Source organism: Streptomyces tauricus (genome assembly GCF_014650955.1).
GTDB lineage: Bacteria > Actinomycetota > Actinomycetes > Streptomycetales > Streptomycetaceae > Streptomyces > Streptomyces tauricus.
Window position 1 is genome coordinate 175,780 of sequence record NZ_BMVY01000001.1, and the last position, 25,537, is coordinate 201,316.

General features: G+C 70.2%; 25 protein-coding genes. 15 read left to right on the plus strand and 10 right to left on the minus strand.

Annotated features, from left to right (window positions below; genetic code table 11):
- The first annotated feature begins 114 nt into the window (after positions 1 to 114).
- From IE278_RS00650 to IE278_RS00680, 7 genes are all read left to right on the plus strand, one after another.
- A complete protein-coding gene (locus IE278_RS00650) occupies positions 115 to 363 on the plus strand; it encodes an acyl carrier protein (RefSeq protein WP_189767605.1) in 249 nt (82 codons plus the stop codon).
- Positions 360 to 1,598: a beta-ketoacyl-[acyl-carrier-protein] synthase family protein gene (locus IE278_RS00655; protein WP_189767606.1), complete on the plus strand. Its 1,239-nt coding sequence runs from the start codon at positions 360 to 362 to the stop codon at positions 1,596 to 1,598. The genes IE278_RS00650 and IE278_RS00655 overlap by 4 nt, the downstream gene beginning before the upstream one ends.
- A gap of 93 nt (positions 1,599 to 1,691) precedes the next feature.
- Positions 1,692 to 2,135: a DUF6041 domain-containing protein gene (locus IE278_RS00660; protein ID WP_189767608.1), complete on the plus strand. Its 444-nt coding sequence runs from the start codon at positions 1,692 to 1,694 to the stop codon at positions 2,133 to 2,135.
- A gap of 10 nt (positions 2,136 to 2,145) precedes the next feature.
- Positions 2,146 to 3,036, plus strand: coding sequence for a DUF6206 family protein (locus tag IE278_RS00665; RefSeq protein ID WP_189767609.1), 891 nt, complete (start codon positions 2,146 to 2,148; stop codon positions 3,034 to 3,036).
- A 10-nt stretch (positions 3,037 to 3,046) separates the two neighbouring features.
- Positions 3,047 to 3,829, plus strand: coding sequence for a 4'-phosphopantetheinyl transferase family protein (locus IE278_RS00670; RefSeq protein WP_189767611.1), 783 nt, complete (start codon positions 3,047 to 3,049; stop codon positions 3,827 to 3,829).
- 14 nt (positions 3,830 to 3,843) lie between these two features.
- Entirely contained in the window at positions 3,844 to 5,118 is a 1,275-nt protein-coding gene (locus tag IE278_RS00675) for a nitroreductase family protein (protein WP_246569651.1), read from the plus strand.
- 353 nt (positions 5,119 to 5,471) lie between these two features.
- Positions 5,472 to 6,203: a response regulator transcription factor gene (locus IE278_RS00680; RefSeq protein WP_246569653.1), complete on the plus strand. Its 732-nt coding sequence runs from the start codon at positions 5,472 to 5,474 to the stop codon at positions 6,201 to 6,203.
- Positions 6,204 to 6,250: 47 nt separating this feature from the next.
- Here the strand turns inward: IE278_RS00680 and IE278_RS00685 are convergent, their stop codons facing one another.
- The 4 genes from IE278_RS00685 to IE278_RS00700 form a co-directional block, all read right to left on the minus strand.
- Positions 6,251 to 6,607, minus strand: coding sequence for a RedY/HapK family protein (locus tag IE278_RS00685; protein ID WP_189767613.1), 357 nt, complete (start codon positions 6,605 to 6,607; stop codon positions 6,251 to 6,253).
- Between the two features lie 67 nt (positions 6,608 to 6,674).
- Positions 6,675 to 7,853: an L-prolyl-[peptidyl-carrier protein] dehydrogenase gene (redW, locus tag IE278_RS00690; RefSeq protein WP_189767615.1), complete on the minus strand. Its 1,179-nt coding sequence runs from the start codon at positions 7,851 to 7,853 to the stop codon at positions 6,675 to 6,677.
- Complete coding sequence (locus IE278_RS00695) at positions 7,850 to 10,762, minus strand: beta-ketoacyl [acyl carrier protein] synthase domain-containing protein (RefSeq protein ID WP_189767617.1); 2,913 nt, start codon at positions 10,760 to 10,762, stop codon at positions 7,850 to 7,852. The genes redW and IE278_RS00695 overlap by 4 nt, the downstream gene beginning before the upstream one ends.
- A gap of 139 nt (positions 10,763 to 10,901) precedes the next feature.
- Positions 10,902 to 11,690, minus strand: coding sequence for an AfsR/SARP family transcriptional regulator (locus IE278_RS00700; RefSeq protein WP_265647205.1), 789 nt, complete (start codon positions 11,688 to 11,690; stop codon positions 10,902 to 10,904).
- Between IE278_RS00700 and IE278_RS00705 the strand changes: the two genes are divergently transcribed.
- Positions 11,668 to 11,916: a hypothetical protein gene (locus IE278_RS00705; protein ID WP_189769124.1), complete on the plus strand. Its 249-nt coding sequence runs from the start codon at positions 11,668 to 11,670 to the stop codon at positions 11,914 to 11,916. The two genes, IE278_RS00700 and IE278_RS00705, sit on opposite strands and share 23 nt — an antisense overlap.
- 145 nt (positions 11,917 to 12,061) lie before the next feature.
- Here IE278_RS00705 and IE278_RS00710 read toward each other — a convergent pair whose 3' ends face one another.
- Positions 12,062 to 12,937 (minus strand): NmrA family NAD(P)-binding protein, encoded by an 876-nt coding sequence (locus IE278_RS00710; RefSeq protein ID WP_189767621.1) that lies wholly within the window; start codon positions 12,935 to 12,937, stop codon positions 12,062 to 12,064.
- 118 nt (positions 12,938 to 13,055) lie between these two features.
- On the opposite strand from IE278_RS00710, the gene IE278_RS00715 reads away from it, so the two are divergent.
- On the plus strand, positions 13,056 to 13,769 hold the full coding sequence (locus tag IE278_RS00715) for a TetR/AcrR family transcriptional regulator (protein ID WP_189767623.1): 714 nt from the start codon (positions 13,056 to 13,058) through the stop codon (positions 13,767 to 13,769).
- Positions 13,770 to 13,802: 33 nt separating this feature from the next.
- Here the strand turns inward: IE278_RS00715 and IE278_RS00720 are convergent, their stop codons facing one another.
- The 5 genes from IE278_RS00720 to IE278_RS00740 all read right to left on the minus strand — a co-directional run bounded on the left by IE278_RS00720 (position 13,803) and on the right by IE278_RS00740 (position 20,063).
- Complete coding sequence (locus IE278_RS00720; protein ID WP_189767625.1) at positions 13,803 to 15,230, minus strand: cellulose binding domain-containing protein; 1,428 nt, start codon at positions 15,228 to 15,230, stop codon at positions 13,803 to 13,805.
- Positions 15,231 to 15,258: 28 nt separating this feature from the next.
- Positions 15,259 to 16,791 (minus strand): beta-N-acetylhexosaminidase, encoded by a 1,533-nt coding sequence (locus IE278_RS00725; protein WP_189767627.1) that lies wholly within the window; start codon positions 16,789 to 16,791, stop codon positions 15,259 to 15,261.
- A gap of 55 nt (positions 16,792 to 16,846) precedes the next feature.
- Positions 16,847 to 17,686 carry a carbohydrate ABC transporter permease gene (locus IE278_RS00730; RefSeq protein ID WP_189767629.1) on the minus strand — a complete coding sequence of 280 codons (840 nt, stop codon included), beginning with the start codon at positions 17,684 to 17,686 and terminating at the stop codon, positions 16,847 to 16,849.
- Positions 17,683 to 18,672, minus strand: a complete 990-nt coding sequence (locus IE278_RS00735) for a carbohydrate ABC transporter permease (RefSeq protein WP_189767631.1) — start codon at positions 18,670 to 18,672, stop codon at positions 17,683 to 17,685. The genes IE278_RS00730 and IE278_RS00735 overlap by 4 nt, the downstream gene beginning before the upstream one ends.
- Positions 18,673 to 18,803: 131 nt before the next feature.
- Entirely contained in the window at positions 18,804 to 20,063 is a 1,260-nt protein-coding gene (locus IE278_RS00740; protein WP_189767633.1) for an extracellular solute-binding protein, read from the minus strand.
- 313 nt (positions 20,064 to 20,376) lie between these two features.
- Here IE278_RS00740 and IE278_RS00745 point away from each other — a divergent pair, with 313 nt between their 5' ends.
- From IE278_RS00745 to IE278_RS00770, 6 genes are all read left to right on the plus strand, one after another.
- Positions 20,377 to 21,216, plus strand: a complete 840-nt coding sequence (locus IE278_RS00745) for a GntR family transcriptional regulator (RefSeq protein WP_189768974.1) — start codon at positions 20,377 to 20,379, stop codon at positions 21,214 to 21,216.
- A gap of 161 nt (positions 21,217 to 21,377) precedes the next feature.
- Positions 21,378 to 21,962: a TerD family protein gene (locus IE278_RS00750; RefSeq protein WP_189767635.1), complete on the plus strand. Its 585-nt coding sequence runs from the start codon at positions 21,378 to 21,380 to the stop codon at positions 21,960 to 21,962.
- A gap of 237 nt (positions 21,963 to 22,199) precedes the next feature.
- Positions 22,200 to 23,468, plus strand: coding sequence for an MFS transporter (locus IE278_RS00755; protein ID WP_189767637.1), 1,269 nt, complete (start codon positions 22,200 to 22,202; stop codon positions 23,466 to 23,468).
- A gap of 154 nt (positions 23,469 to 23,622) precedes the next feature.
- Positions 23,623 to 24,159, plus strand: coding sequence for a dihydrofolate reductase family protein (locus IE278_RS00760; RefSeq protein WP_189767639.1), 537 nt, complete (start codon positions 23,623 to 23,625; stop codon positions 24,157 to 24,159).
- Positions 24,160 to 24,377: 218 nt separating this feature from the next.
- Positions 24,378 to 24,959, plus strand: a complete 582-nt coding sequence (locus IE278_RS00765; RefSeq protein ID WP_189767641.1) for a sugar O-acetyltransferase — start codon at positions 24,378 to 24,380, stop codon at positions 24,957 to 24,959.
- An 11-nt stretch (positions 24,960 to 24,970) separates the two neighbouring features.
- The gene (locus IE278_RS00770) at positions 24,971 to 25,519 is read left to right on the plus strand and encodes a TetR/AcrR family transcriptional regulator (RefSeq protein ID WP_189767643.1); all 549 of its coding nucleotides are present in this window, start codon (positions 24,971 to 24,973) and stop codon (positions 25,517 to 25,519) included.
- Positions 25,520 to 25,537: the final 18 nt, after the last annotated feature.

The following is a 25,537-nucleotide window of genomic DNA, read 5'->3' on the forward strand; positions in this document are numbered from 1 at the left end:
ACGGTGAAGTGCACCAGGGAAGTGCAGCGGCGAAGTGGCGCAGCGAACCGACTGACGCGGCGGTGCCTGTGAGCGCCGGAAAGGTAGGGCGCATCGCATGGGCGTGAGGTACGTATGAGCGCGATGTACGACAGGCTGGTCGATCTCCTGGTCGACCGTTTCGAGGTGGACCGTGCCGAGATCGGCCCCGGTACCACGTTCGAGGACCTCGACATGGACTCGCTTTTCCTCGTCGAGCTGCTGCTCGTCATCCAGTCGGACTTCGGCGTGCAGGTCGGTGACGACGCCGCGTCTCCCGGGGACACGATCACGCAGGTCGCCGACCTGATCGGGCGCCTCGCGTCCGCCGAGGCGTCGGCATGACCACCTCCAGGTCGCCCGCGCCGCCCATCGCGGTGACGGGTGTCGGTCTGGTCACCCCGGCCGGCATCGGCGCCGACGACACCTGGAAGGGCGTGTGCGCGGGCCGGTCCCCGGCGGCCAGGAACCCGTCGCTGGCCGGACTCCCCGTGGACATCTCCTGCACCGTGCCGGGTTTCTCCGCCCGCGAGCACGTGGGCCGGCGCAGCTCCCTCGCGCACGACCGCTTCAGCCAGCTCTGCATCACCGCGGCGCGTGAGGCGGTCGCCGACGCCGGGCTCGACCCCGGTACCTGGGACGGCGCCCGCGTCGGGGTCGTCGTCGGCTGCGGCCTCGGCGGAGTGGCGACCTGGGAGACCCAGCACCGGCGGATGCTGGAGAAGGGCCCGGAAGCGGTCTCCGCCCTGCTGATCCCGATGCTCGTGCCCAACATGGCCGCCGGGCACCTGGCGATGGACCTGCTCGCCAAGGGTCCGAATCTCGTCACGGCGACCGCCTGCGCCTCCGGTGCCACGGCGATCGGCACGGCCCTGCACCTGCTGCGCGACGGAAGCTGTGACGTCGTCGTCACGGGCGGCGCCGAGGCCGGGGTCAGTCCCCTGATGGTGACGGGTTTCGCGCAGATGGGCGCGCTGTCCCGGAGACTCGACGAACCGTCCGCCGCGTCGCGCCCCTTCGACGCGGACCGCGACGGGTTCGTCATCGGCGAGGGCAGCGGCATGCTCGTCCTCGAACGCGAGGCGGACGCACGGGCGCGCCGGGCGACGGTCCGGGCGAGGATCGCCGGGTACGGGGCCTCCGCCGACGCCTACCACATGACCGCCCCGGACCCCGAGGGCGCGGGGGTTCTGCGGGCGTTGCGCACGGCCCTGTCGGCAGCGGGCGTCACGCCCGGGGACGTGGACCATGTCAACGCCCACGGCACCTCCACACCGCTCAACGACGCGGCCGAGGCCAAGGTGCTGCGGGATCTCCTCGGCGCGGGCCCTCCGGTCACCTCAACCAAGGGGGTGACCGGCCACACCCTGGGAGCCGCCGGCGCGATCGAGGCCGCGCTGACCGTGCTGACCGTCGAGAACGGCACCATCCCCCCGACCGCCAACCTCGAACGGCAGGACCCCGAGGTCGAGTTGGACATCGTCGCCGGATCACCCCGGGAACGGAAGGTGGAGGTCGCGGTGAGCAACTCGTTCGGCTTCGGCGGTCAGAACGCGGTCCTGGTGATCACGGCCGCCTGAACCGGCGTACCCGCGACCAGCGGATCGCACAGCAGTGGATCTCGTCCGAAAAAGCCCCGGCCGCCAGGCCACGACACCGGAAGACTCCATCGGGTGACCACACGAGACCTGATCCTCCAGCGCACAGTGGGCGTCCTCTACGTCATCGCCGGCATCGGCAAATTCTTCCCGGAGATCGAGTCGGTCGAGGAGCGCCTCGACGGCGCCGCGGACGGCAACGACGGTGTCGCCGTCATCGGCCCGTTCACCGACTGGCTCGCCGAACACCCCACAGCCGTCACCGTGTTCGTCGCGGCGGCGATGATCGTCAGCGGTGTCGTCCTGATCCTCGACCGCCGCCTGGTCGTCGCCGCGCTCTACGGCCAACTGCTCATGCTGGTCTGCCTGGTCGTCATCCTCGTCAGCAGCGTGCCGCAGATCCTCGTGCTCGACGCCGCGTTCTTCGCCGCGGCCATCTACCTCCTCGTGCGGCACCGGCGCACACCGTCCCCGTCCACCACGGCCACCGCACGTGCCGGGACGGACAACCAGACCTAAGGGCCATGCCATGTCCTTCACCGTTCCGCACAGCGAACTCGCACAGCTCGAAGACCAGGTTCAGGCAGCGCTCAGGACCACGGACGGCAGTGCCCTCGATGTGCTCGGGTACGGCGAAGTCACCCTGGTGCTCCGACTCCGTGCCGAGGCAGGGGCGTTCGCGTGCAAGCGCCTGCCGGTGTTCCCCGACCGCGGACGCTTCGAACGGTACGAGGAAGGCCTCCGCGCGTATCTGAACAGGCTCGCGGACAGCGGCCTCCACGTCGCGGACACCGAGCTGTGGCACACACGGCAGCCGTCGGGCCGGATCACGGCCTACTGCGTGCAACGCGAGCTGCCGCCGCACCGGTTGTGTTCCAGACTCCTGCACACCGAGGACGACGTGTGGATCAAGGACTTCTTCGCCCGGTTCCTCGACCGGGTCGAGAGTGCCGTTGAGCCCACCCTCGGCCTGGACGCACAGGCCGCCAACTGGATGGATGTCGGCGGCGAACTGGTGTACCTCGATGTCACCACCCCACTCATGCGTGACACCCGCGGCCGTGAACAGCTGGACGTCCGGCTCTTCTTCAGTTCGCTTCCCTGGGTCCTGCGCGACGCAGTCCGTGTCTCGATGAGCAAGTCGATCTTCGACAAGTTCTACGAGACCCGCGGCGTCCTGCTGGACTTCCTCGGCAACCTCTACAAGGAACGGCTCCACGAACTCGTCCCGGCGTTCCTCGAACAGGCCAACGCCCGACTGTCGCGGCCGATCACCGCGGAGGAGGTGGCCGCGTACTACCGCGACGACGCCCGGATGTGGGAACTCATCCAGCGACTGCGTCAGGCCGACCGCTTCTGGCACCACAGGATCAGACGCCGCACCTATCCCTTCCTGCTGCCCCCGCGCGTGGAGCGCTGAAGGCCCGGCGATGACGATCACCTCGCCGGACCGCGTCGCGGCACGCAGTCTCGACGACAGCATGGCGCTCGACCCCGCGCGTCCCCTGTACGTCAGCCACGCCCGCGGCCCCCTGACGGTCGCCGTGGTGTCGATCGCCTGGCTGCGCGGGCGCGACGAGACGGACCGCGCGACGATCGGCGCCCGCCATCTCAGCGACGAAGAGATCCGGCAGGCGGCCCAACTGCGCCTGATCAAAAGGCGGTTGGAGTGGCTGGCCGGACGTCTGGCCATCAAGCACAGCGTGTGCGCCTATCAGCGGCGGCACGCCGGCGTCTCGGTACACCCTCGCGACATCACGGTCGGTGTCGTCCCGGACGGACTCCGCGCCGGGAAACCCGTCGTCGACGCCCGCGTCGAGGTCGGTCTGTCGCACTCGGTGGACTTCGCCGTCGCCGTCTGCGGGCCGCGTGCCGTCGGGATCGACGTCGAGCGCAGCCGCCAGGTGCCACCGCCGCTCGCGGACCTGCTCACGCATCCCCCGGAGATAGCGGCGGACCCCCGGCTCGGGGGAGTGGGTGCCATGCCGCTGCCCCTGCGGTGGGCCTGCAAGGAGGCGGTGCTCAAGCACTTCGGCTTCGGCCTGCGGGTGGACAGCCGCGAGGTACGGCTCACCCAGTGGTGGCCCGACGGCCGGTTCGCCTGGCGGGCAGGGCCCGAACTCCGCCGTCACGCACCCGCGGCCGACGGCTCCCGTTTCGACAGCTGGGCCCGGGAAGTCGACGGATACGCCCTGGCACTCGTGTGGCAGTGAGGAGACCGGACACCGTGACCAGCTCACCCATATCGACACCTCGGCCGCCTTCGGCGCAAGGCCGGGCGCAGTTCGAGCACGCGCTGCGCGAAGCGGCCGAGATCGCCGCGCTCAGCCCGTCGTCCCACAACTGCCAGCCGTGGGGCGTCGCATGGCCCACCGGCCGTGGTGCGCGCCGGGCAGCGGAACGGCTCGTCGACCGGGCTCCCGCCGACGGCCCCGAGGCCCCCGACCGTGTCTCCGGTGACGCCCGCGGAACCGGTGGACGTGCCACGGACGAGTATGTGATCCTCGCCCTCGACCGGGAGCGCGAACTGACCTCCCTCCCCGCGCACGCCGTCGAGATGCTGGTCAGCTGTGGCGCGTACCTGCAGATCCTGTTGCGCTCCCTGGCCCTGCAGGGCTGGTCGACGGACCGCGTCCACTTCGTCGAACCGCGCGCCGGCCAACAGACGCGTGGCACCCATGACACGTGGCCCCCGCTCGGTGACACCTGGCCCGTGTCCTGGTCACCCCTGTGCGTCGTCCGGCTGCGCCGCACGGACGAGCCGGACGTGCCCGACGGTTCTCTCGCCGAACTCCGCCGCACCGCCCTCGCCCGAAGGACCAACCGCGCGCCCTACCGTCCCGAAGCGGTCGAACCAGCCGTCCTGGACGGCCTGTCCGCCTCGTCCACCGGCGTCGCGGAGGGCGCGGACGTCACCGTCCGGCATCTCGTGGCCGACAGAGAGCGCGCGGCCTTCGCCGACCTCGTGGCCCGCCACGGAGGACGCGACTTCAGCCATCGACAGGCCTGGCGCGAGACACACTCCTACGTGCGCCGGGACGAGGCCGAGGCCGCGGCACGTGGTGACGGCTTCCCCCTCAGCCAGCTGTTCGGGCCGTTGTCGACGCCCCGGCGCCACGCACTGAGCCTCGCGCTGGCTCCCACCACGATGCGTGTGCTCCGCCACGCGGGCTACCACCGCGTGCTCGCCCGCCAACTCGCCCGCGTCGTACGGCCGACGCCGGTCGTCGTCGCCATGGGGCTCGCCGACGCGTCTCCCGGTGTCGGGGCCACCCTCCGGGGCGGAGCCCGGCTGGCCGAATACTGGCTGCGGGCCACGGAGGCGGGGCTCGCGCTGCACCCCGTCAGTGTCGTCCTGCAGCACGACGACGTACGAAAGGAGCTGCAGGACCGGCTGGGACTGCCGGGCCGGACCTTCTTCGTGAGCAGATTGGGGCGGCCTCTCACAGATTTCCCGCGCGCACCACGTCGGTTAGGAGTCCGTGCCGTACGCACGATCTGACACGTCGTCCAAAGGTCTTGTGAAATTCTCCCGGGCGTTGTCAGAACCAGCCACCAAATACCGGACACATAAGGCACGAGGTTACTCGGTGGTAAAACTCTGTGAGGTCCTCGGAGAGCCGTGAGCGTGTGTCTCCTGTGTTACCCTGCATATGCCATGCGGCCTCGATGTTGCGAGACCGATAAGCAGCGAGGGTCTCCTGGAACACGCAGGGTCGCGTCAATCTCGGGGGAGGAACGAACCTTGCACTGCTCTCGGCGAACGGGCCTCAATGCCACTCATCGTTTCGCGTGGACGACCGACCTGATCACCGAGCGATGAGCGTCCACCGGCGGAGGTCGGGACATCGAGCCGTGCGGGACGACTGGCCGGCCTCCCCGGCGCATCATGCCGCCCCGGGCGGTGGTGCCGGCCGCGGTATCCGGGTGCTGCTCTGCTGTGAGGGATCGATCGTGGGTGCCGGTATGCGCGCCCTCCTCGATCAGCAGCCCGACATCGCTGTCATCGGTTACTCGACCGGGACGGACTCGGAGGCCGCCGCCGCCGACTCGGCCCCGGACGTCACGGTGGTGGTGGCCCCCGCCCTGACCATCGAGAACAAGCGGGAGCTGACCGCTCTGGCCGCCCTCACCAAGGTCATCCACATCACGAAGGCCGAGAACGCGAGCCGTTCGATCGAGATCCTGCGTCTCGGGGTCCGTGCCGTCCTCGCCCCCGACACCTCCGCCGACGAGCTGATCCATGTGCTGCGGACGGTCAGCGCGGGCAGTGCGATGGTCATCCCCGAGGCGGCCCGCAGGAGCCTCGACCATCTGCCGCAGCGCCATGCCTCGGCGCTCGCCGCGAGCGTCGTGCCGTCGCTGACGCCACGGGAGACCGAGGTGATCGTCCTGCTCACCCAGGGAAAGTCCAATGCGGAGATAGCGGAGAAACTATCGGTTTCCACAGCGACTGTTCGCTCCCACGTTCACCATTTGCTGAGGAAACTGGGTGTCGGAAGTCGCGCCCAGGCCGTGGCCGTCGCCTACGAGACCGGACTCATGGCGGCCATTGAACAGAATTCAAAGGACGCGGGCCGGAGCTGACGAGCGCAAATCAATACGCCTTTCGACGTCGGCGGCACATCCGCTATTCACGCGCGATAGCCTTCTCCGATCCGTTCGCCCACCGTCTCGGACACGACCTCGGCCATCTGATCGAAGTCGGAGACCAGCTTTCGAAATGGCGGGCTCTGCATGTCCTGCTCGAAGTCCGCGAGGCCGGATACCTCGATGATTTCGACGTAGGCGAGCGGCTCGGTGCCGGTGTCCGCGACGGTCCCGGCGCCGTCGTGTCCGTCGACCGCGGGCCCGGTCAGCCGCTGGACACTGAACGACAGGACACTGGGCAGCTCGGGGCACGTGGAGTAGTCGACCTCCCGCACCCATGTCTCGAAGCGGTCCGGTGCCACCCCGTCGAGCAGACGGATGCGGTGGACGATGATGGTCATGGTGTACTCCGTTCCGGGCCGGACAAGGTGACCGGGCCGACGAGTGGTTGCCGGAGCAATCGGTGGCTCAGCGCCGCCGGGCCCGGCGGCGGCTGCCGCTCAGGCCCAGCGCCCGCGCGATGTTGTTCTTCTGGATCTCGTTGGTGCCGGAGAAGATCCGTGCGGGAAGCGCGTCGCGCAACAGCGTCTCCGCCTCCCCTTCGAGGACGCCCAGCGCACCGCGCACCTGAATGGCGTCGAGGCCCACCTGCACGGCGGCCTCGCTGACGGCCAGCTTCGCCAGCGCGGGAGCCACCTCGTCCTCGGAGCCCCGCGCCAGCCCCCACGCGGCCTTGTAGAGCAGAAGGCGGGCTGACTCCAGCCGCAGGGTCATGTCGACGAGGCGATGGCCCACCGCCTGGAAACTGCCGATGGGAGCGCCGAACTGCTCACGTTCCCCCGCGTACTCGACCGTCGACTCCAGCACGCGCTGCATGGCACCGAGATAGGCGGCGAAGAGACAGGTGCGCTCCCACTTCATGGAGGAGGAGAAGACACTCGCCCCCGCACCCCGGGCCCCGAGCACATCGGCCGAGGGCACCACACACCCGTCGAAGTGGACGTCGGCCGTCGGGGAACCCCGCAGACCGACCTTGGTGTAGGGCGGCCCCACGCTGAGCCCGGGTGTGCCGGCCTCGACGACGAACGCCGTCAGACCGAAGAAGCCACGGCCCGGTTCGGTCGCCGCCTGCACGACGAAGACATCGGCGACCGGGGCGTTCGTGGTGAAGCATTTGCTGCCGTGCAGCACATAGTGGTCGCCCCGGAACTCGGCGCGTGTACGCAGGTTCAGCGCGTCCGAACCCGCCTCGGGCTCGGTGATGGCATGCGCCGCGATGAGCTCTCCCGAACACAGCGCCGGCAGCAGACGCCGCTTCTGCTCCTCCGTACCGAACTCCACGATCGGCATCAGGGACGCGAACAGGTGCGCCGCGACGGAGAAGGCGAAGCCCGTGTCGGAGGAGCCGTACCCGAGGGCCTCCATGACCGCCGACGCGGCGACCGCGTCCAGGCCGCTGCCCCCGTACTCGACGGGGACGACCCCGCCGACCACACCCTGTTTGCCCGCGAGGAGCCAGCGTCCGCGGAACGCGTCGGCGTCGAAGGCCGCACCGTTCTCCTCGCGCCGACCGGCCAGCTCGCGCCGGGCGAACGCCACCGTCATGGCGCGCATCTCCTCGACGTCCGGGTCGAACTCGAAGTTCATCGTGCTCCGTCCATGTGTTCCTCGTGCTCCTCGACGAGTACGTGATAGTTGATGCCGCCCGTGCCGAACGAGCTCACCGCGGCGCGCCTCGGCTGCCCCGGCTGCCTGACCCAGACGGACGGCTCGGTCGGCACCACGGCGGGAACGGCGGCCAGATCCAGCGCCGGATTGAGGGTGCGCAGGTTCGTGTTGGGCGGCAGTGTCCGCGCCCGCATCGCCAGCAGCGTGCGCAGCAGCCCGGCACTGCCCGCGGCGGCGAAGGTGTGCCCGTAGAACGACTTCGCCGATCCGATCGTCAGCGGACGGGCGCGCGGGGCCCCGCCGTAGACCTCCGCGACCGCGGCGATCTCCACCCGGTCCCCCACCTTGGTGCCGGTGCCGTGCGCCTCCAGGTAGTCGACCGCCGAGGGGGCGAAGTCGACCTGGGCGAAAGCCCGTTCCATCGCGCGTGTCTGCCCCGCGACATCGGGCGCGATCAGGGACTTGGCGTCGTTGGACGCTCCGACACCCCGGACGAGACCGAGGACATCGTCACCGTCGCGCAGCGCGTCACCGTAACGCTTGAGCAGGAACAGACCGCAGCCGTCGCCCGGCGTGAAACCGTCTGCGCCCGCGTCGAACGGCGCGTTCCTGCTGTGCGACAGCAGACCGAGCGCGGAGCACAGGACCATGTCCCGGGCGTTGCAGGCCAGTTCGACACCACCGGCGATCGCGAAGTCGGCGGTCCCCGCGCGGAGCGCGCCGACCGCCACGTCGATCGCCGCGAGCGAGGAGGCGCACGCCGCCTCCACCGCGAGGGGGACCGCGTCGAGCCCGTACTCGTTGGCGAGGAGAGCGGCGATCCCGCTGGCCAGGCAGCCGTCCAGCAGATCCGGCCGTACACCCTCGTCCGGCGGGCCCAGGTGCTCGCGCAGCGACGTGAGGAGCGACTTCCTCCGCAGCGGGGACAGACCGCCGAGGGCGTCGAGACGGGCGACCGTGTCCTCCAGGTCCTGCAGCGACGACTCGGCGTTCAGACGGCGTTCCCGGGACAGGCCGAGATTGCTGCCGACGGCGATCAGCCCCCGGCCGCCCGGTTCGGTCGTGCCCCGTCCGGCGAGGAGTTGCGCGGCGACGGCGAGGGCCAGGCGCTGCGCGCCGTCCATGGAGGCGTGGCGCGACGGGGAGATCCGCAGACCGGGCGGGGGAGCGGTCGGCAGTGCCGTGTGACCGCCCTGGTCGGTGTAGCTGTGGGTGAGGCTCAGCGCGCCCGGGGCGTAGTACAGCTCCCGGTCGAGGACGGTCTCGGGCACCGGGCCGATCCTGCTGACGCCCAAGCGGATGGCCTGCCAGAAGCTCTCCGCGTCGGCCGAGTCCGCGAACCACCCCGCCAGGGCCACCACCGCGATCGGCTCGGTGCCCGACGCCGTGTTCCCGACCGCGTACGGGGAAGTGGGCGGCCGGGGCGGGCGCAGGGCCTCGGCGTCGGATGGTCGGCTGTGCCGGTCCGTACTGTCGTACCGGTCCGTACTGCCGTGCAGGTCCGTACCGTCATGCCCGCCCGTACCGTCGTGCTCTTCGAGTACGAGGTGGCAGAGCGTGCCGGTGAGCGAGGTGCCGTGGACGGTCGCCCGACGCGGGTGTCCTTCCTCGCCCGGTGGCCACGGCCGGCCCGCGCCGATGGGCCGGAGCGGCGTGCCCGAGCGTGCGAACTCCGCTGCCTCGGCCGGCTCCCGCCCCGGCGGGAGCCGGCGGTGGTGCAACGCGAGCGCGACCTTGCTGAGAGCGGCGACTCCCGCGTTGGCGAAGGTGTGTCCGAGCCGGTCCTTCACACTTCCGACGGCCACGGATCCGGCGGCGGCACCCTCGTGCAGCGCGGCGAGCGCCGCCAGTTCCGCGCGGACCTCGGGGGCGACACCGGATCCGACACACTCGACGTACTGGACGGTCTCCGGGCGGACCGCCGCCGCACGCAGCGAGCCGACAGCGGTCGAGTGGCGCAGCGCGACGGAGGGCGAAGCGGCGAACGGGCCCGGGCGGGGGTCGTGACGCAGCGAGCAGTCGAGGATCGTGGCGTAGATCCGGTCGCCGTCGCGTACGGCGGTGGACAGGCGCTTGAACAGGAGCGCCCCGACGCCCTCACCGAGCACGAAGCCGGAACCGGAGTTGGAAATGGAGTTGGAGCCGGAGCCGTCCGCCGGGAAAGGGCGGTTCGCGGTGGAGGTGAGTCCTTTGGCGTCGAGGGCCTTGGCGAACAGAGGGCTCTCCCGGCGCTGCCCGGCGACCAGGAGCACCGCGTCGGACAGTCCGCCGCGGAGATTCAGCACGGCTTGGGCGACTCCCGCGTACGAGGTCGCGTCCGCGGACTCCATGGCCAGCGTCCTGCCGTGGAACTTGAAGGCTGTCGCGATACGCGCCGGGATCGTGCTCGCCATCTCCCCGACTCGGTCGTGCGGGGAACCGTGCAGACGCCGAGCGAGCAGCAGCCGCAGCTCCTCGGCGGCCTGCCGCGCGCTGTCGGATCCTGCGCCCGCGGAGAGCGCCGCGCGTTCGACCTCGCGGACGTGGCGACTCGCCTCTACGCGCAGCGCGTTGGCGTGCTGGCGGTCCAGGCCGAAACAGGTGCCGGTGATGACATCCGTTCGCTCAACGGGCAGTACGCGCTCGGGGTGCCCCGCGTCCGCCAGGCACTGCCGGGCGGCCTCAAGCATGAGGATCTGCATACGGGCCATGGAACGCGCCTGGGCCGGGGGAATTCCGAAACGTGCGACGTCCACTTCTATGGCGTCGAGGCCGGGTGTCGTGCGGGAGGTGGTGGGGACGGGGAATTCGTCGTTCAGCAACTGCCAGTACTCTTCGGGGCCCTGTACGCCCGGGTACAGGGCGGCGATACCCACGATCGCCACGGGTTCCGCCGCATCGAACCGCATGATGTCTGAACACTCCCGCTGGTTGGCCCGGCTGACGGTTCAAATATTCCGTGAGAGCAATTTCGGAGAACAGTGATCCCGAAATCCCGAAATGGCTGAGGGGAATACAGGCCGCACGGAAGGTGCGGTCCCGTACACGTCAGTTTCTGGCGGTCGCGGGCTCCCGCCGGCCCGGTATGACCGCGGAGGGGAGCGTCAGTGACGGGTCCTGGGCGAGGATCTCCGTGTGGCGGCGCTGGAGCAGGGCGCCCGGCCGGACTCCCAGCTCCTCGTCCAGTTGCCTTCTGGCCCGCTGGAACAGGTCAAGGGCCTCTCCCTGCCGACCTGTCCGGTACAGCGCCAGCATGAGCAGTTCGCAGAACCGCTCGCGCAGCGGGTACCGGGCGACCAGCTGGCGCAGCTCCGCGATGGCGCCCGCGTCGTCTCCCACGGCCAGATAGGCGCTGACCAGGTTCTCCCAGGCCGTGAGTCGGCGCTCGTCGAAGAGGGCCGCCGCGCCGCGGGCCCGTAGCCCGTCACCGGCGTCGAGCAGCGCGGGCCCCTGCCAGAGCCCGAGAGCCTGCTGCAGGAGCTCCAGCGAGCGTTCCGGGCGGACCGGTAACTCGGCGGCCCCGCGCGCGGCCAAGTCGAGAAACCTGTTGCTGTCGACGCACTCGGGCGGCACTTCGAGGAGGTAGCCGTTGTGCACGGCCCGCAGGACGGAGGCGCCCTGACGCTGCTGGGCGGAGCCGACGATCACCTTGCGCAGTCGCGTGGCGTGCGCCTGTAAGGCGTTTCGGGTGTTGCCCACCGACTGCCCGGACCACAGTTCTTCCGCCAGATCCTCATTCGACACGGCCCGGCCGGCTTCCAGCGCGAGAAGGGCGAGAAATGCCCGTACTTTATTGGCACGTATGGTGTGGTGCGTGCCGTTCGCGCTGATGGACACAGGTCCCAGAATGTTGATCCGCAAGCTGTTCCCCCGTTGTGTGCTGCGCGATGTGCTGCGTCATGGAGAGACCGGCGTGAAAGCCACGCTGTTCCGGAAAACGCGGCCGAATTTGCTGGGGCTCAGTATTTCAGCCCTCCTGGCGCATGTCATCGATCAGCCGGTCGATTTCCCCCGTACACATGCGGTCGAGTCCTGGGGTGTGCTCGGCTCAGCCTTTCGTTGAGGGAGGTGGCGACAGGAGTCAACGAACGGTGGACAGCGGTGGGAGGACGGGGGAGTGGGACCTCGACCGTTCGGACGAGTTCTGGCCGAGGGCCCGGCCCTGAGGGGCGATCGGCTGACGCGCGGAATTTCCGCCAACCCCACTGCTAAGAGACCGAGTTGAGCCACAGCTCCTTCAGGGCCGTGCTCAGGGCGATGGGCTCCCGGCCGAGCAGCTTGGCCAGCGTCGGGTCCACCGCGGCGAACTCCCCCGCGCGGGCCGCGGTGAACACGCCGAGCAGTTGGTCCGCGGCCCCGGCGGGCACACCGTGGCCGATCAACTGCTGCCGGAACGTGTCGTCCGTTGCGGTGCTCCTGGTGAAGGAGCGGCCGGTGACGTCCGCGGCGATACGGGCGATGTCGTCGAAGGTCAGCGCCTGGCCCGCGGTGAGCGGCGGAGTGGGCCCGTCGAAGCGGCCCTCGTCGGCCAGGACGGCGGCGGCAGCGTCGGCGAGGTCGGCGTGGGCGGTCCAGCTCACGGGCCCGTCCGCGGGGAGAGCGACCTCGCCGGTCCGCAGGCCGTCGCCCAGGAACTGCAGCGCGCTGGAGGCGTAGAAGCCGTTGCGCAGGGAGGTGAACGGTACGCCGCACGCGCGCAGCGCCTCCTCGGTGGCGGCGTGGTCGCGGCAGGGCTGGAAGCGTGACGAGGGGTCGGCTCCCATGTGGCTGGTGTACAGGATGCGGCGGGCACCTGCGGCGACGGCCCCGTCGATCGCGGCGCGGTGCTGCCGTACGGCCTCGTCGCCCATCTTGTCGACGGAGACGATCAGCACCTGGGTGGCGCCCTCGAAGGCGTGGGCAAGGCTCGCGGCGTCGGTGAAGCCGCCCTGCCGGACCCGTACCCCCTGCTCGGCGAACGTCCGCGCCTGAGCCTTCCGCGGATCGCGGACGCTGACGCCGATCCTGTCCGCCGGTACGAGGGTGAGCAGTCGCTCGACGATCTGACGTCCGAGCAGGCCGGTGGCTCCGGTCACGATGATCATGTTGCGCTCCAGTGCTGTGTGCCGAGATGGCGTGATGGCGTGATGGCGTTCCAGTGGAAACGTTTCGAGCATATCATCGATATTAGCGCCGGAAACGCCAATGCGGTATCGTTGATATATGCCTTCACCACCACGCACCAGGGACGGGGGCGCCGTCGAGACCCGGCAGCGCGTCATCGAGGCCGCCGCCGATCTGCTCGCACGCGAGGGCCGCGACGCCGTCACCACGCGTGCGGTCGCGGTCGCGGCGGGCCTGCAGCCGCCGGCCATCTACCGGCTGTTCGGCGACAAGGACGGGCTCCTCGAAGCGGTCGCCGAACACGGCTTCGCGACCTTCCTCGCGGCCAAACACGTCGACCCCGACCCGCAGGACCTCATCGAGGACCTGCGGGCGGGGTGGGACCTTGCGGTCGAGTTCGGGCTGGCCAATCCCGCGCTGTACACGCTGATGTACAGCGAGCCCACCAGGGCGACATCGGCCGCGTTCAAGGCCGGCATGGAGATCCTGATGGGCCGTATCCGCCGCCTCGCCGCCGGTGGCCGCCTCCGGGTCGGCGAGGAGCTCGCGGCCATGCTCATCCACGCCACGGCCCGTGGCGCGGTGCTCACCTGGCTGTCCCTGCCGGTGGACCGGCGCGACCCGGCCCTGCTGACCATCCTCCGGGAGTCCATGGTCACCGCCGTCACCAACGAGGAGCCGGCCGTGCAGGAGGTGGGCCCGGCGGGTGCCGCCCGGGCCCTGCGCGCCACGCTGCCCGAGCAGTCGGTCCTCAGCGGGGCGGAACAGCATTTGCTGAGGGAGTGGCTGGACCGGCTGGCCTCCGACGGCTGACGAGCCGCCGGAGGCCAGGGCCAGGCCGGGCGGTCAACTGCCGGGCACGGTGTCCTGGAAGGTGGTGCCCGCGCTGCGGTAGGCGTTCAGCCTCGTGGTGACCTGGGCCGGCGTGAGGACCTGGTCCTTCACGTGCAGCACGTAGTCGACCTGCTGGTCGTACGCCCTTGCCGTCGTGCTGGTCTGGCCCGCGAGGTCGATCAGCCACTGGTTGAAGTTGATCGACATGGGCCGCTCCGGCAGGTACGCGGAGCCGTGCGTGCCGAAGAGCTGCCCGTCGACGTAGTACTTGATGGTGCTGTTGTCGATGGTCAGCACCAGGTCGTGCCAGCCGCTGAAGCTCTGCCTCGCCTCGGTGTGCTCGTTGACCGCCACCCACGGTTCGGCCTGGTAGGTCTCCCAGGACGTCGTGTAGAGGATGTTGGACGGCTCGCCCCAGCCGCCGTTGGGCAGGTACTCGAAGTCGTACTCGGAGTAGTCGTCCGCCAGCGGTGCCTTGAGGTCGTTGATGGTGAAGAACGTCTGGACGAGGCGGTCGCCGTCCGGCCCGTACTTGGGCGCGTCGTTGAACCGGACCCGTGCCGCGTAGGTGCCGTTCTTGAACTTCGTCGCCTTGGTGAGGATCTCGGTGTGCTTGGTGCTCGCCGCGGTGCCGGCGGTCGACGTCTCCAGGTTCATGATCGAGTTGCCGCCCGTGCTGGCGAAGGTGACCTTGTCGGGCGCCCAGGTGGCGCCGGGCACGCCGGGACCACCGGAGTTGGAGCGGACGCTCCAGCCGTTCGCCGAGATCCTCGGGTCGCTGTAGCCGCTGTAGTTGAAGTCGTCGAACAGGGTGGCGGCGTCGGCCGGAGGATCGGTCGGCGGGTCGGTGGGCGGATCCGTCGGCCCGTTGCCCGCGGGCGCCTGGCCCCACACGGTGGTGCCGCCCAGTTGCGCGGTGACCTTGGACCAGTCGCCGTACGACGTCTGGGAGGCGCCGAAGGAGTAGTCGTCGCTCTGGTTCAGCGAGGCCCACGACGACTGGTGGAAGCGCAGTTGCAGGTCACCGGTGTCGGCGCCGGGAGCGAGGGAACCGGCTCCGGAGGTGAAGCCGATCTCCAGGTAGCGGTCGGCCGTGGCGGTCGGGTTGGCGAGCGTGCCGAAGGTGCCCGTGACGTTGGCGCAGCCCTTGACGGCCCAGGAACAGGCGAAGCGGTAGGTGGCGCCCGCCGAGTCGGCCTTGAAGTAGTACCGGACCTTGACGCCGCTCAACTGCACGCTCGCGGTACCGGTGTTCTTCACCTTGAACCAGGGCTCGGCCTGGTCGGCGCCGGCTCCGGTGGCGCTCGTACGGTACTGGACGCTCAGTCCGTCGGCTGCCGCGCTCGCGGTGGCCGGGAGTGCGGTGAGCGCGGCGGCGCCCATGGCCACCGCGACGGCGGTGTGCGCGGTGGCGCGCAGCCTGTTCTTGGTGAATCTCATGGTGGTTCCTCTCCAGGGGGGAGTGGGGTCAGGGGTGGTGGTGGACGCCGAGCGCGTCGAGCCGGGCCGTGTGCCCGTCGAGCCGGGACCGGAAGTCGGTCCAGTCGGTGGCGCCGCTCCAGCCGCGGTCGGCGAGGGCGCACAGGCGTGGATAGGTGAGGTACTCGATGTGCGCGGGCGTCGTGACGAACTCGGTCCACAGCTGGGCCTGCGTACCGAGCACCCGCGCGGCGGCCTCGGTGTCCGCGTGTTCGGGCACCGGGTCGTGGGCATGGACGGCGCGCAGGTCGACGACGGCTCCGGGCTGGGCCTGCGGCTCCTTCGGGTCGTCGGACTGGGCGTAGTCGAGATAGGTGGCCCGGTGATGGGCGTTGATCACACCGTGGCCGCGGCGGGCCGCCGTCAGGGTGTGGGCCGGGTCGCGCCAGGTCATCACGGTGAATTCGGCGGGCAGTTCGGCCCCCGTCTCGGCCCAGCCGACCGGCCGCCGCCCGTTCCGGACGAGGTGCTCGCCGACCTTCCCGAGGAACCAGCCGTGCAGCGCCTCGGGGCCCGACAGGCCCTCGATCGCCGCCCTTTCGCGTGCGGCGGCGCTGTGCGTCCACTCACCGGTCGGGCACTCCTCGCCGCCGAGGTGGATGTAGGGCGACGGGAAGACGTCCATGACCTCGTCGAGGACACCGCGGCAGAAGTCGAGGACCTCGTCGTGGACACCGAGGACGGTGTCGCACACACCCCAACGCGTCCACACGTCGAGGGTGCGCTCCGGGTGGTTGCCCAGGGACGGATAGGCGGCGAGGGCGGCGCGTACATGCCCGGGCATCTCTATCTCCGGCACGACGGTGACACCGCGGGCGGCGGCGTACCGGACCAGGTCGGTCAGTTCACCCCGCGTGTACGCCCCGCCGTGCGGGATCCCGTCGTACGTGCCGCTGCCGGCCGGGCCCCGCTGGGACTCGGCGCGGTGGCCGCCGATCTCGGTGAGCTTGGGGTGGGCGGCGACCGGCATGCGCCAGCCCTGGTCGTCCGTGAGGTGCAGATGGAAGACGCTGATCTTGTGCAGGGCGAGGAGGTCGACGTACCGGCGCACGTAGGAGACGGGCTGGAAGTGGCGTGCCACGTCCAGCATGGCGCCGCGCCAGGGGTGACGCGGGACGTCGGTGATGTCGGCGCACGGCAGCGGCCACCGGGTGACGCGCTGCGGGTCCGCCGACAGGGTGGCAGGAGGCAGGAGTTGACGGACCGTCTGGATGCCGTGCAGCAGGCCGGTGGGGTGCGCGGCCCGCAGCAGCACGGCGTGCGGGTCGACGGTGAGCGCGTACCCCTCCTCGCCCAGCTCGCCGAGGCCGGAGTCGAGCGCCAGGGTGAACTGCCCGTCCGGGGAAGGGCGCAGGGGCAACCCGGTCGCGGGGGTGAGGAGGGTGCGCAGCAGTTCCGCTGCCGGTTCGGCGCCGTCGCCGATACGCAGCGAGGTGTCGGCGTCGAGCGTGAAGTATCCCGGCCGGAGTATCGCTTCGGTGGGGCGGGGGATGAGGGTGAGCGCGGGTGACTGTGCGGGCACGGATCGCCTCCGGAGCTGAGTGCACGGGGAGCACGTGGGGGAGTGGCTGGGGGTGTCAGCCCTTGACCGCGCCGGCGGCGAAGCCGACCGTGACATGGCGCTGGAGCAGCAGGAACACCACGAGCGCCGGGGCCGCGAAGAGGGTCGAGGCGGCCATGGTGGCGCCCCAGTCGGTGCCGAAGACGTTCTGGAAGGAGGACAGCCACACGGGCAGGGTGCGGTTGTCCTGCTGTTTGATGATGAGGAAGTTGGCGTAGGTGAACTCGTTCCAGGCGGTGATGTAGCCGAAGAGCGAGGTGGCCATGAGCCCCGGTGCCAGCAGCGGGAACGCGATGTGCCGGAACGCGCCGAGCCGGGTGCAGCCGTCGACCTGCGCGGACTCCTCCAGCTCCGGCGGGATCGTGCCGATGAAGCCGCGCAGCACGATGACCGTGAAGGGCAGCGTCATCATGAAGTAGACGAGGGTCAGGGTCGGCAGCCGGTCCAGCATGTGGGTGTCCCGGGAGATGATGTAGACCGGGATGATCAGTGACTCCCAGGGCGCCATCTGGGCGATGAAGACCATGAGCATGAACTGCCGGCGCCCCCGCCACCTCATCCGCGCGACCGCGTAGGCGGAACCGAGCGCGATGACGAGGGAGAGCAGGACGGCGCTCAGCGTGACGAGGAGGCTGTTGCGCCAGAACAGGCCGAAGCCGTCGGCGCCGACAGCGGTGCGGAAGTGGTCGAGCGTCCAGGTCCGGGGGACGAGCCGCGGGCTGTCGGACTGGATGTCGCGGGCCGGGGTGAACGCGGTCGCGACCATCCAGTAGACCGGGAACAGACAGAGCGCGACCGTGACGACGGCGGCGGCACTGAGGGGGATGCGGCGCAGGCGGGGCCGGGTGGTGCTCATGCGAGCTCGTCCTCCTGGCGGAACATCTGGCGGAAGTAGAGGACGAGCACGCCCGACATCAGCACGACGGTCACCATGGAGGCCGCGGAACCGAGGTCGTAGCGCTGGCTCGACAGGGCGGTCTGCACCGCGTACACGGGCAGGATCGTGGTCGCGTCGCCGGGGCCGCCGTTGGTCATCACCCAGATCTGGACGAACGCCTTGAACGTCCAGATCACTTCGAGCGAGAACACCAGCAGGAAGATCGGCCGCACGACCGGGAAGGTGATGGACCGGAAGATCCGGATCCCCGACGCCCCGTCGAGCCGCGCCGACTCGTACAGTTCGGCGGGGACGGTGGTGAGGGCCGAGTACAGGGTGATCGCCGCGAACGGCACGGACTGCCACACGATGAGGGCGACCAGGATGGCGAAGGCGGCCGGTCCGTGCGCGAACCAGGCGTAGCGGTCGAAGGACGTGAACCCCAGGTCCGTCAGGACGGCGTTGACGATGCCGAACTCCGAGTGGAACAGCCACTGGAACACGGTGGTCGCCGCGATGACGGGCATCGCCCAGGTCAGTACGAGTGAGCTGAGGACCGCGATCCGGCCGAAGCGGCCGAGCCGTTCGATCATCAGCGCGACCAGGGTGGACAGCACCATGATCAGTACGACGTTGACCGCCATGAAGAGGAAGGTGCGGCGCACGACCTCCCAGAAGCGGCTGTCACCGAGCAGCGTCCCGTAGTTGTCGAGTCCGACGAACCGTGCGTCGCCCAGGATGAGTTGACGCAGTCCGAAGTCCTGCAGCGAGATCACCACGGCGCGCACCAGCGGATAGACGAGCAGGTAGAGCGAGCCGAGGACGGCGGGCGCGATCAGGAGGTACGGCCAGACACCGGGCCCGCCGTCCTTCGACGGGCGGCGCGGTCCTGGGCCGGGGGAGCGCCGGGGGCGCCCGGCGCTCGGCGGGGGATGGGACGCGGTCTGCTCTCGGACGGCCGTCACGGCACACTTCCTCCAGCACGGCACCGGCGCGGACGCCCGGTGCGAGGACGGTTCGGGGGCCGGGCGGTAAGCGACCGACCGCTTCGGGAACCTGCCGGACCCGGTGGCGGCGGGTCGGAGGCCCGGCGGGTTCAGGTGCCGGAGTTCATCGACGTGGTGATGGCCTCGGACGCCTTGGCCGCTTCCTTCCGCGCGTCGCCACCGGTGAGTACGGCGGTCAGATAGTCCTTGATCGGGTTCTTCGCCTCGACGGCGGCCCACCCGGGTGTGTTGGGCGTGGCGTGCCCCTGGGCGGCGCCGACCGCCATGGCCGAGGCGCCCGGGTCGGCGGCGACCGCGTCGGACAGGGTGGTCTTGTTCGGTACGTAGCTCATGGCGACGGCGAGCTTCTTCTGCCAGGTGTCGCCGGTGAGTTCCTTGACGAAGGTGTAGGCCGCGTCCTGTTTGGCGGAGGCCGTGGGGATGACGAGGTCCGAGCCGCCGGTGAAGACGGCGCCGGGGGTGTCCGCGGTCTTCCCCGGGATCGGGAAGAAGCCGAGCTTGTCCTTGAGCGCGGGGTTGTTCTCGACGACCGTGTTGGCGCCGCCCGGGGACGAGACGATCTGGGCGACCTTCCCCTTGGCCATCACGTCCGCCTGCGGGGGATTGGCCTCGTCGGAGTCCTTGGGGCCCCGGCCGAGCGCCTGCAGCTCCTGGTAGAACTCCATGCCGCGGAGCGCCTCGGGGGTGTCCAGCGAGCCCTTCCACTTGCCGCCGGACTCGGTCGCGAGGTCGCCGCCCTCGTCCCAGACGAAGCCCGCGAGGGTGTACCAGTTCTGGCCGGGCAGGTAAATGCCCTGTGTACCACCGGTGTTGAGCTTCTTCGTGGCGGCGATCCACTGGTCGCGGGTCTTGATCGCGGCCGGGTCGACGCCCGCCTTCTCGAAGAGGTCGGTGCGGTAGATGACGACGCGGTTGGCGGCGTAGTACGGGATGCCGTACTGCTTTCCGTCGTAGGCGCCGGGCTCGGCGAGGCCCTTGAGCCAGTCCTTCCCGCCGAGTTCGCCGACCTTGTCGCTGAGGTCGAGCAGGCCACCGCTCTGGGCGAACTGGGCGACCTGGGTGTTGCCGGTCTCGATGACGTCGGGTGCGTCGCTGCTGGCGAGGGCCGCCGTGACCTTCTCGCCGATACCGTCCCACTCCTGGATCTGCACCTTGACCTCGATGTCGGGGTGAGCGGCCTCGAAGCCCTCGACGAAGTCCTTCTGGAACTGGTCCGAGACGCTGTCGCGCATCAGCCACACGTCGATGGCGGTGCTCCCGCCGGAACCGCCGTCGGAGGAACTGCTGCAGGCACTCAGCCCGGCGGTCACGACGAGCGCGGACACACCGGCGAACAAGCGGAGCTTCACGGTTCACCTCTGGAGGACATGAGCGGACCACCTGACCAGTGAAGCCCACTGGACAGCTCACCTCTCGATGCGGGGATGAAACTGGCATAGACCAATCGACGGCGTCAACCCCTTGCGCTGCATGGGTTGTTGACGTCCGAGCGAGGCAGAGCTCGGGTGCCGGTCCATAGACAGCGGTTACACTTCGCCCCACCAGGAGTGACACTGCGCGCGCCAACTGGTCAACTGGTAAAGGGGATGTCGCGCACGGCAGTATGAGGGGCACAGCATGGGGGAGCGGCATGAGGGGGAGCGGTATGAGGGCGGGAGCGGCATGAAGGACGACGCGTCGGGCGCGGTACTGAAACGGGAGCGGGTCCGCGACTTCGTCCTCGACCTCGTCGAGTCACGCAGCCCGGGTGACGCGATCCCCTCCGAGCGCTCCCTGTGCGCCCGGCTGGGGGTGTCCCGCCCGACCCTGCGCGCGGCCGTCGACGAACTGGTGGCCGCGGGGCTCCTGGTACGGGAACACGGCCGCGGCATGTTCGTGGCCCCCGAGAAGATCACCCAGGAGCTCGTCTCCGGCCAGCAGGCCATGACGGCGCCTCAGGCCTCCGGAGCCTGGTCGAGCCGCCTGCTGGAGTTCACCACCTTCGCCGCCGGCGCACGCGTGGGCCGCAAACTGCGGATGTCACCCGCCGCCGAGATCGTGTACGTGGCACGGCTGCGCCTGGTCGACGGGGCCCCGATGGCCATCGAGCACCTGCACATCAGGGCCGATCTGGTCCCCACCCTGTCCGCCGAGGAACTGGAAGCAGGCGACCTCTACGAGCATCTGCGCGAACAGCACGGCGTACACGTCCAGGAGGCCGTGCAGGCGATCGAACCGACCGTCGTCACCCGGGCCGAGGCCGAACTGCTCGACGTCCCCGAACTGTCCCCGGCGCTGCTCTTCGAACGGCTCACCTCGGACACCACCGGCCGCCCCGTCGAATACGTCCACTCGATCTACCGCGGCGACCGCTACCGCATCGTCTCGCGCCTGACCCTCGCGCCCTCGGCCACGGAACCATCGACCGTGCTCGGCCACCACCCCGGCATCCCCCCGGGCGACTTCGCCCACCGCGAGACGATCGCGTCCTCCACGCGGGGGGACATCCAGGCCGGGCAGTGAGGCGTGCCGGGCGGCCGGAGCGGATCCCCGATGGTCGGATCGGGGTGCCTGTGACCCGAGGGGTGCGGGGATCTGGTGATTCGTGTGGGTCCCGGGCTATGTGGTGCGACCCGGGGCAGGCACACTGCATCTAGGCATTCTCACGATCAAGAGGAACACGCATGATCACGCTTACGAAGGAAGACGGCCCGGCGGATCTCGACGGAGTGACCCATCTGTCGATCGGGGTGTCCTGGGACCCCACCGTCGGCAGCAGCGGCGGACTGATGGGCAAGCTGCGCCAGAAGACCGGCACGGACCTCGACCTGATCGCCATCGCCATGCAGGGCTCGGACCCGGTACGACTGGCGGGTCTGGACTCCCTGGACCCGCTGGGCAACGGCTCGTTGGTGCACACCGGCGACAACCAGACCGGCAAGGGCGCCGGTGACGACGAGACGGTGACCGTCGAGTTCGCGCGGGTCCCGGCGAACATCACCTCGATTGTCTTCGTCGCCGCCGCCTACAAGAAGAGCAGCTCCTTCCAGAAGGCGCGGAACATCAGCTTCAAGGTGTACGACGCCAGCGGCGGCAGCACCCAGCAGGTCGCGGACATCTGGCCGAGCCTCCTCAGCAACGACAACGGCTGCGCCGTCGCCAAGGCCATCCGGGTCGGTGGGGCCTGGAAGCTGCAGGTGATCAACGAGACCGGGAAGATCAAGCAGGGCGACGAGCAGGCCCTGATGCGCTTCGCGGCGAGCAAGTAGGTCACCGGGCAGGCCGCACGGAGACGGGACGGGGCGGGACCGGCGCACACGCCGGTCCCGCCCCGCCGTACGTCCCGCCCCGCCGTACGTCCCGCCCCGCCGTACGTCCCGCCCCGCCGTACGTCCCGCCCGCCCGGGGTCGTGCTCCGCCGTGTGTCGCGACCGCCCCGCCGTACGTCCTGACCTGCCGAGAGTCAAGAGTGTACGTTCGTACGCTCCCGCTATAGGCTCACGCCCATGACTGTTGACGTACTGCCCCGGCCCGCGTCGGCCGAACGGCGGGCCCGGGTGGCCGTCGCCGTGCTGTTCTTCACCAACGGAGCCCTGTTCGCCAACCTGCTGCCGAGGTATCCGCAGATCAAGGCGGATCTCGGCATAGGCAACGCGGCCTACGGTCTGGCCGTCGCCGCGTTCCCCGCGGGCGCCATCGCGGCCGGTCTCGCCGCGGGAGTGGTGATCCGCCGCATGGGCTCCGCGCGGGCGGCGGTGGCAGGCACCCTGCTGACCGGCGCGGGCATCCTCGTCGCGGGTCTGGCCGACTCGGTGGTGCTGTTCGCGGCGGCGCTGTTCCTGGCCGGAGCGATGGACGCGGTCACCGATGTGGCGCAGAACGCCCACGGACTGCGTGTGCAGCGACGTTACGGACGTTCCATCATCAACTCCTTCCACGCGATCTGGTCCATCGGCGCCGTCGCCGGCGGATCCATGGCCGCGGCGGCGATAGCGCTCGACCTCTCCCGCGGGCAGCACCTGACGATCTCGGCGGTGGTGTTCGCGGTGGCCGCGTGCGTCGCCCTGCGGTTCTGCCTGCCGGGTCCCGAGACCGAGCCCGAGACCGCGGGCGATGCGGTGGCCGGCCCCGAGGCGGACACCGGATCGGCGACGGACTCGGCGGCGAAGTCCGGCCCCGACAGCCGTGGGCAGCGGCAGGTGCGGCGTCCGACGCCGGGTCGGCGTACCGCGTACGTGCTGGGCGCCCTCGTGCTCATCGCCACGGCCGGCACGCTCGTCGAGGACGCGGGCAACTCCTGGGCCGCTCTCTACCTCTCCGGCTCACTGTCCGCGTCGGTGACGCTGGCCGCCTCCGGCTACATCGCCCTGGTCGGGGCCCAGTTCGTGGGCCGCATCATCGGCGACCGGCTCGTCGACCGGTTCGGCCAGCGCACGGTGGCCCGCACGGGCGGCCTCATCGTCGTGGCCGGCATGGGCCTGGCGCTGGCCGTGCCCACGGTGCCCGGCACGATCCTCGGGTTCGCCGCGGCAGGGTTCGGCGTGGCGACGCTGGTCCCCGCGGCGATGCACGAAGCCGACGAACTGCCCGGCCTCAAGCCCGGTTCGGGACTGGCCATCGTGTCCTGGCTCATGCGGCTCGGCTTCCTGCTCTCCCCGCCGGTCGTCGGACTCGTCGCGGACGCGGCCAGTCTGCGAGTGGGCCTGCTCGTGGTGCCCTTCGCCGGCCTGCTGGTGCTGCTGCTCGCCGGAGTGCTGCAGCCCGGGCGCCGTTGAGTACCCGTTCCGCGCACATGCACGGCATGAGTACGTCGATGAACACCGCGGTGGCGCCATCGGACGGGTCCCGGTCGTGGCTAGGCGCCCAGGACGATGTCGCTCACCGGCCTATGATGCGGTCCAAGGCCCTCCACCCGCTGGGAGAAGACGCATGACGGATGCGAGCACCGGCAAAGTCGTCGTGAACAGGGTGATGTCCCTCGACGGGTTCATCGCCGGTCCCGGCCACACGATGGACTGGATCTTCGAGCACATGACGTCGGCGACGTTCCCGGAGGTCATGGCGGCCACGGGTGCCATGCTCATCGGCCGGGGAACGTACGAGGTCGGCAAGCGTATGTCCGACGAGAACCCCGACTACGACGGCGGGCCGCGGTTCGTCCTCACCCACCGCCCGCCCGACGAGCCGGACCCGCAGGTCACCTTCCTCACCTGCGACATCGAGGAAGCCGTGGCGAGGGCACGTCACGCCGCCGGCGACAAGAACCTGGAGATCCTCGGCGCCGACATGGCCGCGCAGTGCCTGCACCGCGGCCTCGTCGACGAGATCCTGGTGTACGTGCTGCCGGTGCTGCTCGGCGACGGCGTCCGCTTCACCCCGCCGGGCCTCGACCGGATCGACCTGGAACCGTTCAGCAACATCCAGTCGGGCGGAGTCACCATGCTGCGCTTCCACGTGCGCAAGTAGCCACGGTCACGACTACTGGCGAACTGACCCGACAGCGGCCGTAGTTCACGGCGGACATCGGCCGGGCTTCCCACACGGTCGACGCGTTCGGGCGGGCGGCCGAGGACCACCTGCGGTTCCGTGCGGGTGAAGGCACGGATCCCGCTCGGCCCGGCGGCTGAGCCAGGGAGCCGCCCGTAGCCACCTCTGTCGGCACCGTTGAGTGTACGATCGTACGCATGTCGACGGACTACTTCGCCCAGGATCCCCGTACGAACCTCGAACGCATGCTGGCGGGCGATCACTACATCGCCGACGACCCGGAGATCATCCGCCGGTACGAGCGGGCCGTGCGGCTGGCCGCCCGCTATCAGGCCGCCTATGTCGAGGACACCGAGGCGGCCCGGCCGATCCTCGCCGAACTGCTCGGCTCCCTGGGGCCCGACGCACATGTGCGGCCGCCGCTGTACGTCGACTACGGCAGCAACATCACCATCGGCGCGCGCACCTTCGTCAACTACAACCTGACCGCCCTGGACGTCGCGGCGATCACCATCGGCGAGGACTGCCAGATCGGCCCGAACGTCCAACTGCTCACCCCCACCCACCCCCTGGAGCCGGAGCCCCGGCGCGACAAGCTGGAAGCCGCCCGGCCGATCACCATCGGGAACAACGTGTGGCTGGGGGGAGGCGCCATCGTGCTGCCCGGTGTGAGTATCGGAGACAACTCCGTCATCGGCGCCGGCGCCGTGGTGACGAAGGACGTGCCGGCCAATGTTGTCGCCGTCGGCAACCCCGCCCGCCCGGTCCGCACCCTCTGAAGGCTTCCGCCATGGCCACCGGACACACCGACCCGCAACGCCGCGAACGCATCATCGCCGCGACCCTCGACCTCATCGCCGAGGAGGGGATCGCCCATGTCTCCCACCGGAAGATCGCCGCGCGTGCCGGTGTCCCCCTGGGGTCGATGACCTACCACTTCAGCGGTATGGACGAGCTGCTGCGGGAGGCGTTCACCCGCTTCGCCGACCACATCGTCGCCGTCTTCGACGCCCACCTCGCCGCTCCGGCCGACCGCGACCAGGCCCGGCAGGCCGTGACGGATCTCGTCCACGCCCTGTCGGAGGGGAGCCAGCGCGACCTCGTACTCACCCAGGAGCTGTACACCCTCGCCGCCCGTCGGCCGGTCTACCGGGAACTCACCCATGAGTGGATGGGCCGCAGCCGCACGCATCTGGAGAAGCACTTCGACCCGGCGACGGCACGCCAACTCGACGCCCTGATCGAAGGGCTGACCCTGCACCGGGCCCTGGACAACGAGCCCCACGACCGCGCCCTGACCCTTGAGGCGATCACCCGCATCACCACCACACGCCCATAGGGCCGCAGGCCCGACACC